This window comes from Nocardia sp. NPDC055029, assembly GCF_053608525.1.
Genome location: NZ_JBSGVQ010000047.1, coordinates 1 through 13,767 on the forward strand (window position 1 = coordinate 1; position 13,767 = coordinate 13,767).

At 66.9% G+C, this 13,767-nt stretch carries 16 protein-coding genes; 8 read left to right on the forward strand and 8 right to left on the reverse strand.

The window, feature by feature from the left end; all coding sequences use genetic code 11:
* On the reverse strand, positions 1-1,578 hold a 1,578-nt coding region (locus ACWF9G_RS29830), incomplete at its 3' end, for an acyl-CoA dehydrogenase family protein (protein WP_452519389.1).
* A gap of 212 nt (positions 1,579-1,790) precedes the next feature.
* A complete protein-coding gene (locus tag ACWF9G_RS29835) occupies positions 1,791-3,014 on the reverse strand; it encodes a TetR/AcrR family transcriptional regulator (RefSeq protein ID WP_452519391.1) in 1,224 nt (407 codons plus the stop codon).
* Between the two features lie 231 nt (positions 3,015-3,245).
* Here ACWF9G_RS29835 and ACWF9G_RS29840 point away from each other — a divergent pair, with 231 nt between their 5' ends.
* On the forward strand, positions 3,246-3,728 hold the full coding sequence (locus ACWF9G_RS29840) for a hypothetical protein (RefSeq protein WP_379310782.1): 483 nt from the start codon (positions 3,246-3,248) through the stop codon (positions 3,726-3,728).
* 156 nt (positions 3,729-3,884) lie between these two features.
* Here the strand turns inward: ACWF9G_RS29840 and ACWF9G_RS29845 are convergent, their stop codons facing one another.
* Entirely contained in the window at positions 3,885-4,340 is a 456-nt protein-coding gene (locus tag ACWF9G_RS29845) for a GntR family transcriptional regulator (protein WP_452519393.1), read from the reverse strand.
* A 78-nt stretch (positions 4,341-4,418) separates the two neighbouring features.
* Here ACWF9G_RS29845 and ACWF9G_RS29850 point away from each other — a divergent pair, with 78 nt between their 5' ends.
* From ACWF9G_RS29850 to ACWF9G_RS29860, 3 genes are read left to right on the forward strand one after another with little or no spacing between them, the layout of a single operon-like run.
* Positions 4,419-4,952, forward strand: a complete 534-nt coding sequence (locus ACWF9G_RS29850) for a YbhB/YbcL family Raf kinase inhibitor-like protein (RefSeq protein ID WP_452519394.1) — start codon at positions 4,419-4,421, stop codon at positions 4,950-4,952.
* A 47-nt stretch (positions 4,953-4,999) separates the two neighbouring features.
* The gene (locus ACWF9G_RS29855) at positions 5,000-5,209 is read left to right on the forward strand and encodes a hypothetical protein (protein WP_379310785.1); all 210 of its coding nucleotides are present in this window, start codon (positions 5,000-5,002) and stop codon (positions 5,207-5,209) included.
* Positions 5,210-5,226: 17 nt separating this feature from the next.
* Positions 5,227-6,072 (forward strand): SDR family NAD(P)-dependent oxidoreductase, encoded by an 846-nt coding sequence (locus ACWF9G_RS29860; RefSeq protein WP_379310786.1) that lies wholly within the window; start codon positions 5,227-5,229, stop codon positions 6,070-6,072.
* A gap of 152 nt (positions 6,073-6,224) precedes the next feature.
* On the opposite strand, the gene ACWF9G_RS29865 is transcribed toward ACWF9G_RS29860, so the two are convergent.
* Positions 6,225-6,575, reverse strand: a complete 351-nt coding sequence (locus ACWF9G_RS29865) for a hypothetical protein (protein WP_452519395.1) — start codon at positions 6,573-6,575, stop codon at positions 6,225-6,227.
* 169 nt (positions 6,576-6,744) lie between these two features.
* On the opposite strand from ACWF9G_RS29865, the gene ACWF9G_RS29870 reads away from it, so the two are divergent.
* Positions 6,745-7,194, forward strand: a complete 450-nt coding sequence (locus ACWF9G_RS29870) for a hypothetical protein (RefSeq protein WP_452519397.1) — start codon at positions 6,745-6,747, stop codon at positions 7,192-7,194.
* Positions 7,195-7,269: 75 nt separating this feature from the next.
* Here ACWF9G_RS29870 and ACWF9G_RS29875 read toward each other — a convergent pair whose 3' ends face one another.
* Positions 7,270-7,995, reverse strand: a complete 726-nt coding sequence (locus ACWF9G_RS29875) for an SDR family NAD(P)-dependent oxidoreductase (RefSeq protein ID WP_452519399.1) — start codon at positions 7,993-7,995, stop codon at positions 7,270-7,272.
* 102 nt (positions 7,996-8,097) lie between these two features.
* Between ACWF9G_RS29875 and ACWF9G_RS29880 the strand changes: the two genes are divergently transcribed.
* Positions 8,098-8,940 (forward strand): LysR family transcriptional regulator, encoded by an 843-nt coding sequence (locus ACWF9G_RS29880; protein WP_452519401.1) that lies wholly within the window; start codon positions 8,098-8,100, stop codon positions 8,938-8,940.
* A gap of 408 nt (positions 8,941-9,348) precedes the next feature.
* On the opposite strand, the gene ACWF9G_RS29885 is transcribed toward ACWF9G_RS29880, so the two are convergent.
* Positions 9,349-10,140: a hypothetical protein gene (locus ACWF9G_RS29885; RefSeq protein ID WP_452519403.1), complete on the reverse strand. Its 792-nt coding sequence runs from the start codon at positions 10,138-10,140 to the stop codon at positions 9,349-9,351.
* 218 nt (positions 10,141-10,358) lie between these two features.
* Here ACWF9G_RS29885 and ACWF9G_RS29890 point away from each other — a divergent pair, with 218 nt between their 5' ends.
* Positions 10,359-11,246, forward strand: a complete 888-nt coding sequence (locus ACWF9G_RS29890; RefSeq protein ID WP_379310798.1) for a hypothetical protein — start codon at positions 10,359-10,361, stop codon at positions 11,244-11,246.
* 78 nt (positions 11,247-11,324) lie between these two features.
* Here ACWF9G_RS29890 and ACWF9G_RS29895 read toward each other — a convergent pair whose 3' ends face one another.
* On the reverse strand, positions 11,325-11,978 hold the full coding sequence (locus ACWF9G_RS29895) for a CoA transferase subunit B (RefSeq protein WP_379310193.1): 654 nt from the start codon (positions 11,976-11,978) through the stop codon (positions 11,325-11,327).
* Positions 11,975-12,721: a CoA transferase subunit A gene (locus ACWF9G_RS29900; protein WP_452519405.1), complete on the reverse strand. Its 747-nt coding sequence runs from the start codon at positions 12,719-12,721 to the stop codon at positions 11,975-11,977. The genes ACWF9G_RS29895 and ACWF9G_RS29900 overlap by 4 nt, the downstream gene beginning before the upstream one ends.
* A 252-nt stretch (positions 12,722-12,973) precedes the next feature.
* Between ACWF9G_RS29900 and ACWF9G_RS29905 the strand changes: the two genes are divergently transcribed.
* Positions 12,974-13,753 (forward strand): IclR family transcriptional regulator, encoded by a 780-nt coding sequence (locus ACWF9G_RS29905; protein ID WP_379310195.1) that lies wholly within the window; start codon positions 12,974-12,976, stop codon positions 13,751-13,753.
* Positions 13,754-13,767: the final 14 nt, after the last annotated feature.

A 13,767-nucleotide genomic window follows, 5' to 3' on the forward strand; every position in this document is an offset into this window, starting at 1 on the left:
GTACAGCTCGGTCGGCTGCTCCTGGGCGCCCATCAGGTGGCCGGTCAGGGTGGCGGCCATGGTCTGGACGTCCTCGAGCGCGGTGGCGAGCAGCTGGCGCTCGCCCTTGAGGCGCTCGGTGGCGGAGTCGGCGTCGATGAACTTCTGGATCTGGCCCGCCACGTGAGCCAGGGCGACACCGCGGTCACGCGCGATCTTGCGGAAGAAGAAGTCCTGCGCCTGGATGGCGGTGGTGCCCTCGTAGAGGGAGTCGATCTTGGCGTCGCGGATGTACTGCTCGATCGGGTAGTCCTGCAGGAAGCCGGAGCCACCGAAGGTCTGCAGGGAGTCGGTCAGGTACTGGTAGGCGCGCTCGGAGCCGACACCCTTGACGATCGGGAGCAGCAGGTCGTTCACGCGAGCGGCCAGCTCGGCGTCGGCGCCCGAAACATGCTGCGCGACTTCGGGATCCTGGTGCGCGGCGGTGAACAGGTACACCGAACGCAGGCCCTCGGCGTAAGCCTTCTGCATCAGCAGCGAGCGGCGCACGTCGGGGTGGTGCAGGATCGTGACGCGGGGCGCGGTCTTGTCGGCCATGCGGGTCAGGTCGGCACCCTGGACGCGGGTCTTGGCGTACTCGAGGGCGTTCAGGTAACCGGTCGACAGGGTCGCGATGGCCTTGGTGCCGACCATCATGCGCGCGTTCTCGATGACCTCGAACATCTGCGCGATGCCGTTGTGCGCGTCGCCGACCAGCCAGCCCTTGGCGGGAACGCCGTGGCCGCCGAAGGTGAGTTCACAAGTGGCCGAGGCTTTCAGACCCATCTTGTGCTCGACGTTTGTCACGAACACGCCGTTGCGATCACCGAGGTCGCCGGTGGCGGAGTCGAAGTGGAACTTCGGGACGACGAACAGCGACAGGCCCTTGGTGCCGGGACCGGCGCCTTCCGGACGGGCGAGGACCAGGTGCGTGATATTGCCGAACAGGTCGTCGGAGTCGGCGGAGGTGATGAAACGCTTCACACCCTCGATGTGCCAGGAGCCGTCCTCCTGCGCGATCGCCTTGGTCCGGCCCGCGCCGACGTCGGAACCGGCGTCGGGTTCGGTCAGCACCATCGTCGCGCCCCAGCCGCGTTCCACGATGAGGCGGGCCCATTCGCGCTGCAGGTCGTTGCCGACGCGGTCGAGGATGTCGGCCATCACCGGACCCATGCTGTACATGTGCGCGGCGGGCTGGGCGCCGAGCACGAACTCGGTGACCGCCCACTCCAGGATCGCGGGCGCAGGCACACCGCCGATCGCCTCGGACTTGCCAAGGCGCCACCACTCCGCGTCGTACCACGCGCGGACGGCGCGCTTGAACGACTCCGGCAGCGACACCGTGTGCGTGGCCGGGTCGAATGTCGGGGGATTGCGGTCGGCCTCGGCGTACGGCGCCGCGACCGGACCCTCGGCGAGCCGCGCCGCCTCGCTGAGCACCGAGCGCGCGGTATCCGCGTCCATATCACCGAAAGTGCCTGCCGCGAGGACAGTTTCGAGTCCGTACACCTCGAACAGGTTGAACTCGAGGTCTCGTACGTTGCTCTTGTAATGACTCACGAACGTTGCCTTCTCGATGGGCCGGGGACGCGGCGCGTCCAGGGAGGAATGGGTGCGCGGTGCGGCTCCCGCGGCACACTGTGCGGCACGGCCGCGCGGCGGGCAACGCTAAGTGAACGGGGGCTAAAACGGGGTCGACGGGGACGGCGGGGGCCAGTGGCTGGTAACCGGCCGTCGGCGGCCACCAGTGAACGGCCCGTAAGTGGCGTGAATCACTTTCCGGGTCGTGCGGGCTCGAACGGGACGGCCTGAATCCGCTCGGCCACCGCGACCAGTGCCTCGACCAGGTCGGGTCGCCCGGCCAGCCGTGGGTTGCGGACCGCTTCGATGACCACCGTGGTCGCCGCGCGGATGAGCATGCGCGCCACGGGCGGGGCCAATTCGGGACGGAGCGCCTGCAGCATGCGGGCCCAGCGGCCGATGCCGTCCTGGCGGACCTGCCGGTACCGGCGTTCGGCGGCCGTCGGCAGGTATCGGGTCTGGCTGACCGTGATGGCGAGCAGATCAGGTTCGTCGACGCCGAACCGGGCGAAGTTGCGGGTGAGGGTCCGCAGCGCTTCCCCTGGATCCCGGCCGTGGGACAGCGCGCGGGAGACCAGCAGGTGGACCCACTCGTCGTGCCTGCGGACGATCTCGTCGAGTAGTTGAGCCTTGCTGTCGAAGTAGTGGTAGACGGCAGGGCCGGTGGTTCCGACGGCTGCGCCGATGTCGTCGATGCTCACCCCGGGGAAGCCGTAGTCGGTGAACAAGTGGGCGGCTGCGGCGAGTATGCGTTCGCGACGCACCGTGCGGTCGAGCCCGGGACGGTCGCGCGCCGCCCAGTGCGCGCGAACATGCGTGGCGCGCGCCCCGTTCGCCGGGAGTTCTACGGCCAGAACCGCGCGCGCGGTCGCGACGAGCACTCGCGCCGCGACCGGTGCGGGCAGCTCGAGCCGGTGGTAGGCCGGGCTCGCCGCGACCGAGAAGGCCGCCCAGCTCAGCAGCTCCACATCGGCGGGTCGAAGCTCCGGTCGTTGCGCCCGCAGGGTGCGGCGCAGAAACTCCGTCAGCCGGGCGGCCCGCAGGAGCACCGCGATCCGGTCGGTGGGGTGCAGATGACGGAATTCGAGTTGCCACAACCGCGGTAGGCCGCGGCGGTCCAGCGCCACCTGGACCAGTTCGGCGACTACCGCGTCGTCGGCGGGGGACCGTCGGTAGGCGGTCTCGAGCCGAACCAGCGCGTCGTCCAATCCGGCGAGCAGGCACTGGCCGAGGAGTTGCTGCTTGCTGTCGAAATGCCGGTAGAGGGCCCCGGGAGAAATGCCCACCGTGGCGGCGACCATCGCCATCGAGGTGTCGTGATATCCGTCGTGCGCGAACGCGTCGAACGCGGCGTCGAGGATGATCGCGCGACGGTTACGCGGTCGCGTGCGGCGGGTGGTCACCTCGGATCTCATCCCCCTCAGTGTGCCCCGCACCCGGCTCAGACGGCGACGAGGCCGGTCTCGACACAGCCATCGCGCGGTCACTGCGGATAGCACCGTTGCCGGGCGGCTCAGTGCGGGGAGCCGCCGTTGTGGATGATGACGTGACGTATGACTTTTCAACGCGCCCAGCAGTTTCCAAGGGAACGGCGGTCTGCAATCGCGCGTTCTGCCGGGAGAAGTCTTTATGACTAGCATGCCGTCATGTTGTTGTCATCGAGCGTCTGGACGCGCGTTTTCTCCGGGCTCGGCGCCTGTGTCGCTGCTTTGCTTGTGTTGCTCTACGCGTTCGTCTTGCTGGTCGAAGGTATGCCTGACGAGGAGGTCTCGGCTGGCAGTCACGCCCTACTCGTTACCAAGCTGATTGTTGTGGGTATGGCGGGTGTGGCGTTGATCGCTGGTGCTGCGAGCGGGTGGAGGTGGGTGATCCTTGGTGGTTGCTCGTTGTTCTTCGCCGATTTCGCACTCTGGCTCGTTTGGTACTCACGGGTTTTCGGACATGCGACTTACGAGCATCCCGAGCCTGGCCCGGTCCCGCAGCCACCGTTGTTTTGGTTGGTGCTGGTATCCGTCTGGGGCGTGTTTCCCGGTCTGCTCGCAGTGCTCGCGTATCGACGGCAACCCGAACGTGCGCTCGATCGTCCACAACTGCCGCCGACCGGACCCGCGAGCGTCTATCGCCGGTGATCTACGGGGCGGCCTTCGACTGTGCCGCCGATTGGTGCGACGAGCTCGCGCCGGGTCCATCGCCCACGCCTTCCGGCGATGGGCCGACGCGGGCCTGCGTTCACATCGAGACCTGGCACCCGACTACGAACATGACGACTCGAACCTGCACAGCGGCTATTGCCACGTCAGGACGCTGCTCGAGCGGGCCGCCTGCTCTCTCCGGTCCCGGGCCCAACGAGAACTGCGGAGAGAGCTCGGACCGCTCGACGATCGTGTCATCGCCCGGACGGTCAACGACCCGTTCGCCCCGCACGACCTCCCATGGTGGAAACGGCGGATCGATATCTGACACATGAGTGACTCCTGTGACAACGGACGTGGCACACCTGCTGCCGGGATTCCCCCTGGCCAATGCCAACTTTCACGCGTCCGCACACGGCCTCTGTGGACACAAAGCGCCTCGCGCACCACGGCCAGGCTCACGCCGTGTTGCCTGGCTAGATCCTGCGGCTCGAGCGCGTCGCTGGGCGCGTACTCGCCGCGCATGATCGCGTTCCGCAGTTGTGCGTAGACCCTGCTCGGACAGCATCTGCTTCGTCGGCTGGGTTGTCCGAGGGGCCGCTCAATCATAGATGATTCTACAAATCATCGATTATCTCTGTTATCGTCGATCTTGCACGTTCGGTACGACTCGAAAGGCGCGACACGATGAGCGCAAACGATCCCTTCGCCCGTCTCCCCCAGGCGGCCTCGTTCACGGTCACCAGCACCACGGTGAGCGACGGCGCCGCCTGGCCATCCGCACAGTGGTCCTCTGGTACCTCCGGGGGCAAAGACGTTTCCCCGCAGTTGAGTTGGAGCGGCGCACCCGCGGGCACCAAGAGCTACGCCGTGACCGTGTACGACCCCGATGCCCCCACCGGTTCCGGCTTCTGGCACTGGGCCGTCGCCAACATCCCGGCCACGACCACGACCCTTCCCGAGGGCGCCGGGGACGACGCGGGTAGTGGTTTGCCGGTCGGCTCCTTCCAATTGCCGAACGACGCGCGGCTACCTCGATACATCGGTGCGGCACCGCCTGCGGGTCACGGTGAGCACCGCTATTTCGTCACCGTGCACGCTCTGGATGTGGATGACATCGGCATCGCCGCCGACTCCACTCCGGCCCTGCTCGGTTTCACCATCGCCGGCCATATCCTGGGCCGGGCGACGCTCGTCGCCACGGCGGAGACAACGCGGTGAATTCGGTTCGAATCGCCGGTTCCGCCGCCAACACGGGTTCGTCGTCGATGACCGAGTCGATCCCCTGTGATGTCGTGATCGTTCGTCACTCGCAGCGCGACGGCGACGCCATCGTCCGCTGGGTCGAGGTTGTCGTGAACGGCGTGCCGATGCCGGCCACCGGTGAGCCGCGCGTCGTGCACACGCCTCTCGGCACGCACGTCGCGCTCGACCTGACCGCAACTTCGGTCAGTATCCGGACCGAGGACGGGACATGAGACTGCAAGGAAAGACTATGAGCGACAACGCTATCGACCGGGTGGTCGATCGAACTGTGCTGATCACGGGTGCGACGGACGGACTCGGTCGCGACCTCGCGGTGCGGCTCGGCGCAGCGGGTGCCCGGCTGATCCTGCACGGCCGCAACCCGGATCGGGCCGCAGCGATCGCCGCCGAGATAACAGCCGCGGGCGGACACGCTCCGCTGATCATCCTGGCTGACCTGTCGCGACTTACGGAGGTGGACCGGCTGGCCGACGAGATCATCGCCCGTACTTCGCGATTGGATGTGCTCGTGAACAATGCCGGCACCGGAGGCCGGTCGGACGGGAGGCGCGAACTCAGCGCCGACGGCAACGAATTACTGTGGGCGGTCAACCATCTGGCCCCATATCGGCTGACGCGGCGGTTGCTTCCGCTGCTACGGACCTCGGCTCCGGCGCGGGTGGTGAACGTAGCCTCTGCCGGGCAGCGGGAGATCGACCTCGACGATCCGACCCCCGAGCACGACTACGACGTGTACACCGCCTACTGCCGAGCCAAGCTGGCGATGATCATGGCGACCATCGAGTACGCCGAGGAACTCGACGGGACCGGTGTCACCGTGAACGCCCTGCACCCGGCCACCCTCATGGCGACAACCATGGTGCTGGAATCCGGCGTCACGCCGATCAGTACCGTCGCCGAAGGTTCGGACGCGACCCTCCGGCTGATCTGCGACCCGGGCCTGTCGCAGATGACAGGGCGGTATTTCAACGGCACCAGGCAGAGCCGTCCGCATGCGCAGGCCGACGATCCGAAGGCGCGTCGTCGGCTGCTCGAAATCAGTGACACCGCAGTCATTTCGGCGGTGGGCCGATAGGTGACGTGGGCCGATAGGTGCGCATCACGTGACCTATCGGCCCTGGGTGACGCTGTAGGATCAGCCCTTCAGCCTGGGCTGATCGCAGAAGGCGGAAGCAGTCGGGCGACAGTGGTGGCCTCATCGCGGAGCCGCGACGGATGACCGGCTGCTCAGTCGCTTCTCGTCGCCGCGCCGCCCACGACGAGGACAACGCCGCCCACCGCGGCGATCCCGCCGAGCCGCAGCAGCCACGTCGATGCGGTTCGCGCGGAGTCCGCTCGGGACTCGTAGCCGTTGGTCGACCGGGACGAGTAACAGACGTCGCCCTTGCTCATGAGCTGGCCGTCGCACCGCGGGTTCTCGGCGTCCTCGCCGGCGAGGACGCTGGCGCCGATGAATATCAGGCCGATCAAGAATGCGGCGATGCCCAGCCCGATGGCCTTGGATGCAGCGCTCGTTTGTTTGGTATCAGACATGTCCACCCCCGTGATGGCCGACGATCCCGCGCGGATCGCCGACACGACGATCGAATCATAAGCTGGCCCAATACCTTCGGCAACTCAGGCGAATTTCGGCCGCCACCTCAGCCTTGCCTGAGTGGCGTCCAAGCCCGCGTAATGTCGAAGGCTGGCAACAGATCCGAGCCGTCGGAGAATTCGGCTCGGGTCCTATATCTGTGGGGTTTGCACGATGAGCTTTTACTTTCTCCGCGCCGACGTTCCCGCCAATTTCGGCGAGGTCGTCTATGACGACAGCTATGACCCGCCGCGGGTGGTGACGGCTCATTTCGAGTTCGCCTACCCGGTCGAGCGCGAGTTGATGAAGTCCAACAGCGGCGCGTATGCGGTGACCAGGCCGCTGGCCGATGCTCTGGCACAGAGCGGGTTGAACGGCTACGAGTTCGGGCCGATCACCACCTCGATCAGTTCGCTGGTCGAAGATCCCGGAAGCATCGTCATCCCGCCACTGTTCGGTCTGGTGATCACCGGCCGTGCGTTCGCCGACGACTTCGGTATCAAGGGGTACGGTCGGCTGATCGCCTCCGAGCGGGCCGCTGCATTCCTGTTCGAGCGCGACGAGATCCTCCGGCAATATTCGTCGAGGTTGGATGAGAACGGCGATGTAGTCGTGGAGCTTTGACATCGGCAGCTCAGTTCAGGCGGCGCGCGTGTTCGGCGCCGTCGAGAACGGGAATGGTTCGCATCGGTGTGCCCGTCACCAGGGCACTGTTCCGGCGTCGTCGAAGAATCTGCCGGTCGGTCCGTCATCGGGCAGGGTCGCGAGGTGAATCGCGATCGCCGCCCCCTGTTGTGGTGTACGGACGCCTCGGAAGCCATTGAGGTCGGTGGCGGTGAAACCGGGGCAGCCGGAGTTGATCAGGATGTTGGTGCCGCTCAGTTCGCTGGCGTAATGGATGGTGACGGCGTTCAGGAAGGTCTTCGATGCCGAGTACGCAGCTGGAACCGGGCCCATGTCGATGCCGGGCGTGGTCTGCAGGGCGAGCGAGCCCACGCTGCTGGACATGTTGACGATTCGCGGTGACGCCGAGGCGCGCAGCATGGGCAGCATCGCGTTGGTGACCCGGATGACGCCGATCACGTTGGTTTCCACGACAGCTCGCACAGTCGCGGGATCGACCGTCGTGGGTGTCTGTGGCATACGGCCGGTGATCGCGGCATTGTTGACCAGGACGTCGAGCCCTCCGGCATGGTCGGCGATCAGCTCGGCCGCGGCCGCGACACTCGCGTCGTCGTCCGCGTCGAGCGGTACGCCGAACGCGTCGGTCCCGGCCGCACACAACTTCTCCACCGCGGTCTCGCGGCGTTGTCGATCCCTCGCGCCCACACCGATTCGCCAGCCGAGGGCGCCAAGGCCCGCCGCGATCTCGTAGCCGATTCCTTTGTTCGCGCCGGTCACCAGCGCGATCGTCGGTTCACTCATGCCGTTGATCATGTTGCGGACTCGGGTGGTGCGTCCAAGACCGATTGGGTGGGCGGCGATACCGCACGGGTATTGGTTGTGGTGAGCGCCGGATACGATCGCATGGTGGAGACTCGGGAGTTGCGATACTTCGTCGCGGTCGCCGAGGAGTTGCACTTCGGGCGGGCGGCACAACGGCTTGCGATGGCGCAACCACCGCTGTCGCGGGCGATCCAGCAGCTCGAACGGCGACTCGGAGTCGTTCTGCTGCACCGCAATGCTCGCGCAATCACGTTGACCAAGGCCGGGTCGGTGCTGCTGCGGGAGGCCCGGCTCGCTCTCGACGCGGTCGAAGCCGCCGAGCGCCGCACTCGCCGCGCCGCTGCCGACCTGCCCGGCGTCGTGCTGGCCACCAAGGCGGGAGCCTCCAGCGAACTGTTGTCGAAGCTGCTGGACGCCTACGCCGCCGATCCCCGCGCTGTCGCAGTCGAAGTGGTGCTATGCGGACCCGGCGAGCCGGAAAGACTGCTACGCAACGGGAGTGCCGACGTTGCTCTGCTCCACCGGCCCTACGACACGACGACCGGATTCGACACCGAGGACCTGCACACCGAACAGCAGATCGTGGTCCTGCCCGCAGGGCATCCCCTCGCCAACCGACCCCACCTGTCGATGGCCGAGGTCAACGCCATGACCGACCTGCCCCTGCCGCGCTGGCCCCGGCGGGATGGAAGTTATCCAGACGGCCCCGGCCCACAGGTTCGCGACCACACCCAGTTGACCCAGCTGATCACGCTCGGACGGGCCTGCGCGGTCGTGCCCGAGTCGCTCCGCGCCCAGCTACGCGACGATCACGCCACCGTGCCGGTGCCGGACGCACCGGCCGTCACGACCGTCATCGCCTGGCCACCACACAGCAGATCCAAAGCCATCGCCGACCTCGTCCGCACGGCGATACGCCTTTAGCCGTTAACGTCCGCAAACGCCGATTGTCGAACCGGTCGATGCCGGGGCAAGGTGTCGGGGTCTGTCGTGCGCTCGGACTCGATGACTTCGTTCAAGCCCTCGTCCTCGTGTTCGGCGCTGCGACCCACAGCATCGAAAAGTCCTCGCATGAAGCCGGGCGTCTGTGGTGGCAACGATGGCGACTTGGTCGACGATCGGGTGTCGCGAGCGGAGAAGCTTTGTACGGCGGCCTACGGTGGCCCTGCCTGATCGCCGAGGTCCGCGCGGTCATCGGACCCGATCGGCGCCTCGACGCAGCCTAGGCCGTTGCCCGAATGATCGCCGCCGATCGCGCCGGGCGCTTGCGCCTGGCCGGTATGTACTTCGAGATCGCCACCGCCGGAGCTGGTCGGTGCTCGGCTCGCGGTATCAGGATGTCGCCGCGACGGGGGCCGCGGCGATCATCCAGTTGCTGAACTCGCCCGCGAGGTGCCACTCGTGCTGGTGAACGAGTCTGGCGGGCAGATTGCCCGGGAACTGCACGGTCAGCAGGGCTTCGAGCGTGCCGTCGCGGTCGCGGAATTGGTGGCGGACGCCACCGATGACGAGACCGTCGTCGAGCACAGCGAGACCGGCGATCTGGATGGGGTAGTCCGGGTCGACAGGGATGGTGAGTGCTTCGGTTCTGGTGTAGTCGACGAGGAATCGGGACGCGGTCGGTGATCCGCCGGTCGTTTCGACGACTTCCTGGCGTCCGTCGGGCAGGCCGCGCAGCAGATAGTGGTCGGGGCTGGCGTCGACCATCTCGGCTTCGGCGTTGGTGGCGGTGAGGTCGTTGAACCAGGCGGCGAATCGTTCGGCGCTGTAGTGGGGGACTTCGAGCCGGGTGACGGAGTGCTTGGTGCTGCCCCGGCTCGTGGCGACACCGATCCGCGCCATCCTCTCGGAGATGGCCAGGTCACGCTTGAGCATGGCGTAGATCGCCGCGTGGCCCAGCTCGATCTTCAGTGTGGTCAGGGCGGCGCGCTGTACGTCGAGAGGTGCGCCGGACACATCGCCCACTGTGCGGGCGGGCATGAGTTCGGCCATGGCGCGGGTTCCCAGGCGTGCAGCGAACTTCTTCAGTACCGATCCGGCGCGCCTGGTTTCCCATGCACGCACCTGGTCGCGCGCGATGTTCTCCCCGCCGATCCGTGTCCGGATTTCGATGGACTCGACCATGGTGACCCAACCTCTCCTTAAAGCTATTGAAACTTGCGTTTAATATCCCCAACCTCGACTGTAAATGCAAGTCTTCTTGGCGTTAATCATGCCCGAGTCATTGACATGGTGACGCGTTTGACAGATGCTGTGCTAACGCAAGCTGGACTTGCGTTAGATCTGAGCTCGTCGCGCAAGAGCCGAGTCGCGAATGAGCAAGTACTCGAAAGGAATGGTCAATGTTGACCAGAAGAAGCTTCATGGTGCGCGCGGCCGGGGCAACGGCCGCTGCCACCGCGGCGGCGGCCTCGGTCGGCGCCGGGATCACTTTCGCCGCGCCTGATGCTCCGGCGGCAGGCGCCGGGCTGCGCACCTTCATCGACGGGCAGGTGGTCGATCAGGCCGAGGTCGTCGAGTGGGAGCGCCGCCGGTTGTCGGTGGCCGCGGCGCGGCTGCGTAGAGATTACGTCGGTCTGCTTGCCGGCGAGCTGGATTCGCTGCTGGCTCGCTTCGAGGTCGGCGTCGACGACATTCCCGCTGCGCGGGCAGCACTGGCGCGGGCCCGCCTGGCGATCGGGCAGAACGGATTGCGTGAGCTGCTCGCCGGTGAGCTCGTCGCGTCCGAAGCCGCCGCCCGGACCGGGGTGGCCGCCTCGGGTGGACACTGGCAGTACTCGATCACCGAAATCGCCAGTGATCGAGGCACCGCGCAAGGCTTCCTCGACTGGTTCGGCCGCGCGCGGGTGGCCGACGATCGCGCGGTGTGGACCGATGCCTGTCCGGACCACTACATCATCGCGACGCTGCCCGACGGCCGTCAGGAGGTCGTCGAAGTGACCGGTGGCGCGATGCTGGCCAGCCAATTCTTCGTCGACTACACCGACACAGCGCGAGTGATGGTCCCCTCGGACCCGGCGTTCCCGCTCACCGCGTCCGGGGTTGCCTCGCTGTCCGATGGGTTCGTCATCGGTGGCGTGCGCCACCAGTTCCGTGACGAGCCCGGCGGTGGGTTCCGCAGCCAGCTCAAGGTCGCCTTCCCCGCGGCGTTGCCTGGCCTGTATATCGCTGAACATCAATGGCACCTCGCCTGTGAATTCGGCAACTGGATCTCGGCGTATCTGCGCTGAAGGCCCTGCGCGGTCACCGGCGTGGGCCGGTGACCGCGCACGCGGCACGCCGGGAGGCGTGTCGAGTGGAATCGGAAATCACCGGTTCGATCTGAGGCTCCGTGCCACGGTGACATCGGCGCCGGTGGCTGCGCGAACATCGGATTCGCCGACGCCCGGCGCGGTTTCGACGAGGACGAGGCCCTCGGGGCCGATATCGAGTACGGCCATCTCGGTGATGATGCGGTGCACGCAGCGCAGTCCGGTCAGTGGCAGGGTGCACTGCTCGACGATCTTGGGTTCGCCGCCGCGGGAACGGTGTTCCATCATCACGATGACCCGTTTCGCGCCGTGGACCAGGTCCATCGCGCCACCCATGCCCTTGACCATCTTGCCCGGGATCATCCAGTTCGCCAGGTCACCGCGGGCGCTCACCTGCATCGCGCCGAGGACCGCGACATCGACGCAGCCGCCGCGGATCATCCCGAAGGACTGGGCGGAGTCGAAGTAGGAGGCGCCGGGTGCGACGGTGATCGTCTCCTTGCCTGCGTTGATCAGCTCGGGATCGACCTCGTCCTCGGTCGGATAGGGCCCGACGCCGAGGACACCGTTCTCCGAATGCAGCACGACCGTGACGTCGTCGGGCAGGAAGTTCGGCACCAACGTCGGCATACCGATGCCGAGGTTGACGTACTGGCCGTCGCTCAGCTCGGCGGCCACCCTGGCTGCCAGCTCGTGGCGTGTCCACGTCATGCCCGCACCGTCCTGTTCTCGATTCCGACCTCGACCTTGCCCACGTGCACCACGCGCTGCACGTGGATGCCGGGGGTGTGCACTTCGTCCGGATCCAGGTCGCCCGGTTCCACCAGTTGCTCGACCTGGGCGATGGTGATCCGGCCTGCCGCGGCCGCCGGTGGATTGAAGTTGCGTGCGCTGCGCCGGTAGACGAGGTTGCCGTGGCGGTCGCCCTTCCATGCGTGGACCAGCGCGAAGTCGGTGACGATCGCGTGTTCGAGCACGTAGGGCACGCCGCCGAAGACCCGCGTCTCCTTCGCCGGACTGGCCAGCGCGATGCCACCGTCGCCGTCGTAGCGCAGTGGCAGACCGCCGTCGGCGACCTGGGTTCCGACGCCCGCTGGGGTGTAGAACGCCGGAATGCCTGTCCCGCCCGCCCGCATTCGCTCGGCGAGGGTGCCCTGCGGTGTCAGCTCCACCTCGAGTTCACCCGCGAGGAACTGGCGCGCGAATTCGGCGTTCGAACCGACATAGGAGCTGGTGGTGCGCCGAATCCGGCGTGCCTCCAGCAGTACTCCCAGTCCGGCACCCGCGGTACCGCAGTTGTTGCTGACCACCTCGAGATCGGTGGCACCGTGCGCGAGCACGGCATCGATCAGCACCTGAGGTACGCCGACCAACCCGAACCCGCCGACCGCGAACGACGCGCCGTCGTGAATATCGGCGACGGCCTCCGCGGCCGTCGCAAAGACTTTGTCCATCACATCGGCGATGCTAGACGACATGTTCGCAATACGCACCCGTGTGCGCAATGCGAACACTTGCACTTCGGAGTGGCATGGGCGTAGCGTGTTCGCAATGCGTACTAGTGTTCATATAGTGAACACTCTGGTTGATGCGGGCGGCGGCTCGAGCCGGGCTGCCGCGACGTAGCCTCGGGCCCGGCTCGATGAACCGACGTCCGCCGCGGGTGGACGCCATCGGGCCTACAGGGAGAAGGAGTTACGGCAGCCATGACAGAACCGTCACCGGATTACGTGCAGTCCCTCGGGCGCGGCCTGGCCGTCATCCGGTCGTTCGACGCCGAGCATCCCCGCCGCACCCTGAGCGAGGTGGCCCACGCGACCGACCTGACCCGTGCCACCGCGCGGCGCTTCCTGCTCACCCTGGTCGAGCTCGGCTACATGCGCACCGACGGAAACCAGTTCTGGCTCACGCCAAGGGTTCTCGAGCTCGGCTACAGCTTCCTGTCCAGCCTGAGCCTGCCCGACCTGGCGGGCCCGCACCTCGAGGCGCTGGCCGAGAAGGTCCGCGAGTCGACCTCGGTGTCGATCCTGGACGGCGCCGACATCGTCTACGTCGCCCGTGTTCCGGTGAGCCGGATCATGACCGTCTCGATCAATATCGGCACCCGGTTCCCCGCGTTCGCCACCTCGATGGGCCGGGTTCTGCTCGCCGGCCTCGACGCCGGCGCACTCGACGACTACCTGGCGAAAGCCGACCTGACACCCCTCACCGACGCGACGGTCACCACGAAACGGCAACTGCGGGCCGAGCTGGCTCAGGTCCGCGCCGACGGATACTGCGTCGTCGACCAGGAACTCGAACAGGGACTGCGGTCGATGGCGGCACCCATCCGCGACCGGCACGGCACGGTCGTCGCCGCGGTGAACATCTCGACCCAGGCGGCCCGCTACACGCTGCGTGAGGTCCGCGACTCCCTGATTCCCGCCGTACTCGAGACCAGCGCCGCGATCGAGCACGACCTCAGCCAGATCCGATCCAACACCTGACATCTACGAGGAAG

Excerpts from the sequence above, each read along its gene's own strand:
- ACWF9G_RS29875 (WP_452519399.1), bottom strand. The coding sequence starts at position 7,995 with ATGAGTGAACCGACGATCGCGCTGGTGACCGGCGCGAACAAAGGAATC.
- ACWF9G_RS29880 (WP_452519401.1), top strand. The coding sequence starts at position 8,098 with ATGGTGGAGACTCGGGAGTTGCGATACTTCGTCGCGGTCGCCGAGGAG.
- ACWF9G_RS29850 (WP_452519394.1), top strand. The coding sequence starts at position 4,419 with ATGAGCGCAAACGATCCCTTCGCCCGTCTCCCCCAGGCGGCCTCGTTC.
- ACWF9G_RS29870 (WP_452519397.1), top strand. The coding sequence starts at position 6,745 with ATGAGCTTTTACTTTCTCCGCGCCGACGTTCCCGCCAATTTCGGCGAG.
- ACWF9G_RS29855 (WP_379310785.1), top strand. The coding sequence starts at position 5,000 with ATGACCGAGTCGATCCCCTGTGATGTCGTGATCGTTCGTCACTCGCAG.
- ACWF9G_RS29835 (WP_452519391.1), bottom strand. The coding sequence starts at position 3,014 with ATGAGATCCGAGGTGACCACCCGCCGCACGCGACCGCGTAACCGTCGC.
- ACWF9G_RS29895 (WP_379310193.1), bottom strand. The coding sequence starts at position 11,978 with ATGACGTGGACACGCCACGAGCTGGCAGCCAGGGTGGCCGCCGAGCTG.
- ACWF9G_RS29860 (WP_379310786.1), top strand. The coding sequence starts at position 5,227 with ATGAGCGACAACGCTATCGACCGGGTGGTCGATCGAACTGTGCTGATC.
- ACWF9G_RS29890 (WP_379310798.1), top strand. The coding sequence starts at position 10,359 with ATGTTGACCAGAAGAAGCTTCATGGTGCGCGCGGCCGGGGCAACGGCC.
- ACWF9G_RS29840 (WP_379310782.1), top strand. The coding sequence starts at position 3,246 with ATGTTGTTGTCATCGAGCGTCTGGACGCGCGTTTTCTCCGGGCTCGGC.
- ACWF9G_RS29845 (WP_452519393.1), bottom strand. The coding sequence starts at position 4,340 with ATGATTGAGCGGCCCCTCGGACAACCCAGCCGACGAAGCAGATGCTGT.
- ACWF9G_RS29885 (WP_452519403.1), bottom strand. The coding sequence starts at position 10,140 with ATGGTCGAGTCCATCGAAATCCGGACACGGATCGGCGGGGAGAACATC.
- ACWF9G_RS29905 (WP_379310195.1), top strand. The coding sequence starts at position 12,974 with ATGACAGAACCGTCACCGGATTACGTGCAGTCCCTCGGGCGCGGCCTG.
- ACWF9G_RS29900 (WP_452519405.1), bottom strand. The coding sequence starts at position 12,721 with ATGGACAAAGTCTTTGCGACGGCCGCGGAGGCCGTCGCCGATATTCAC.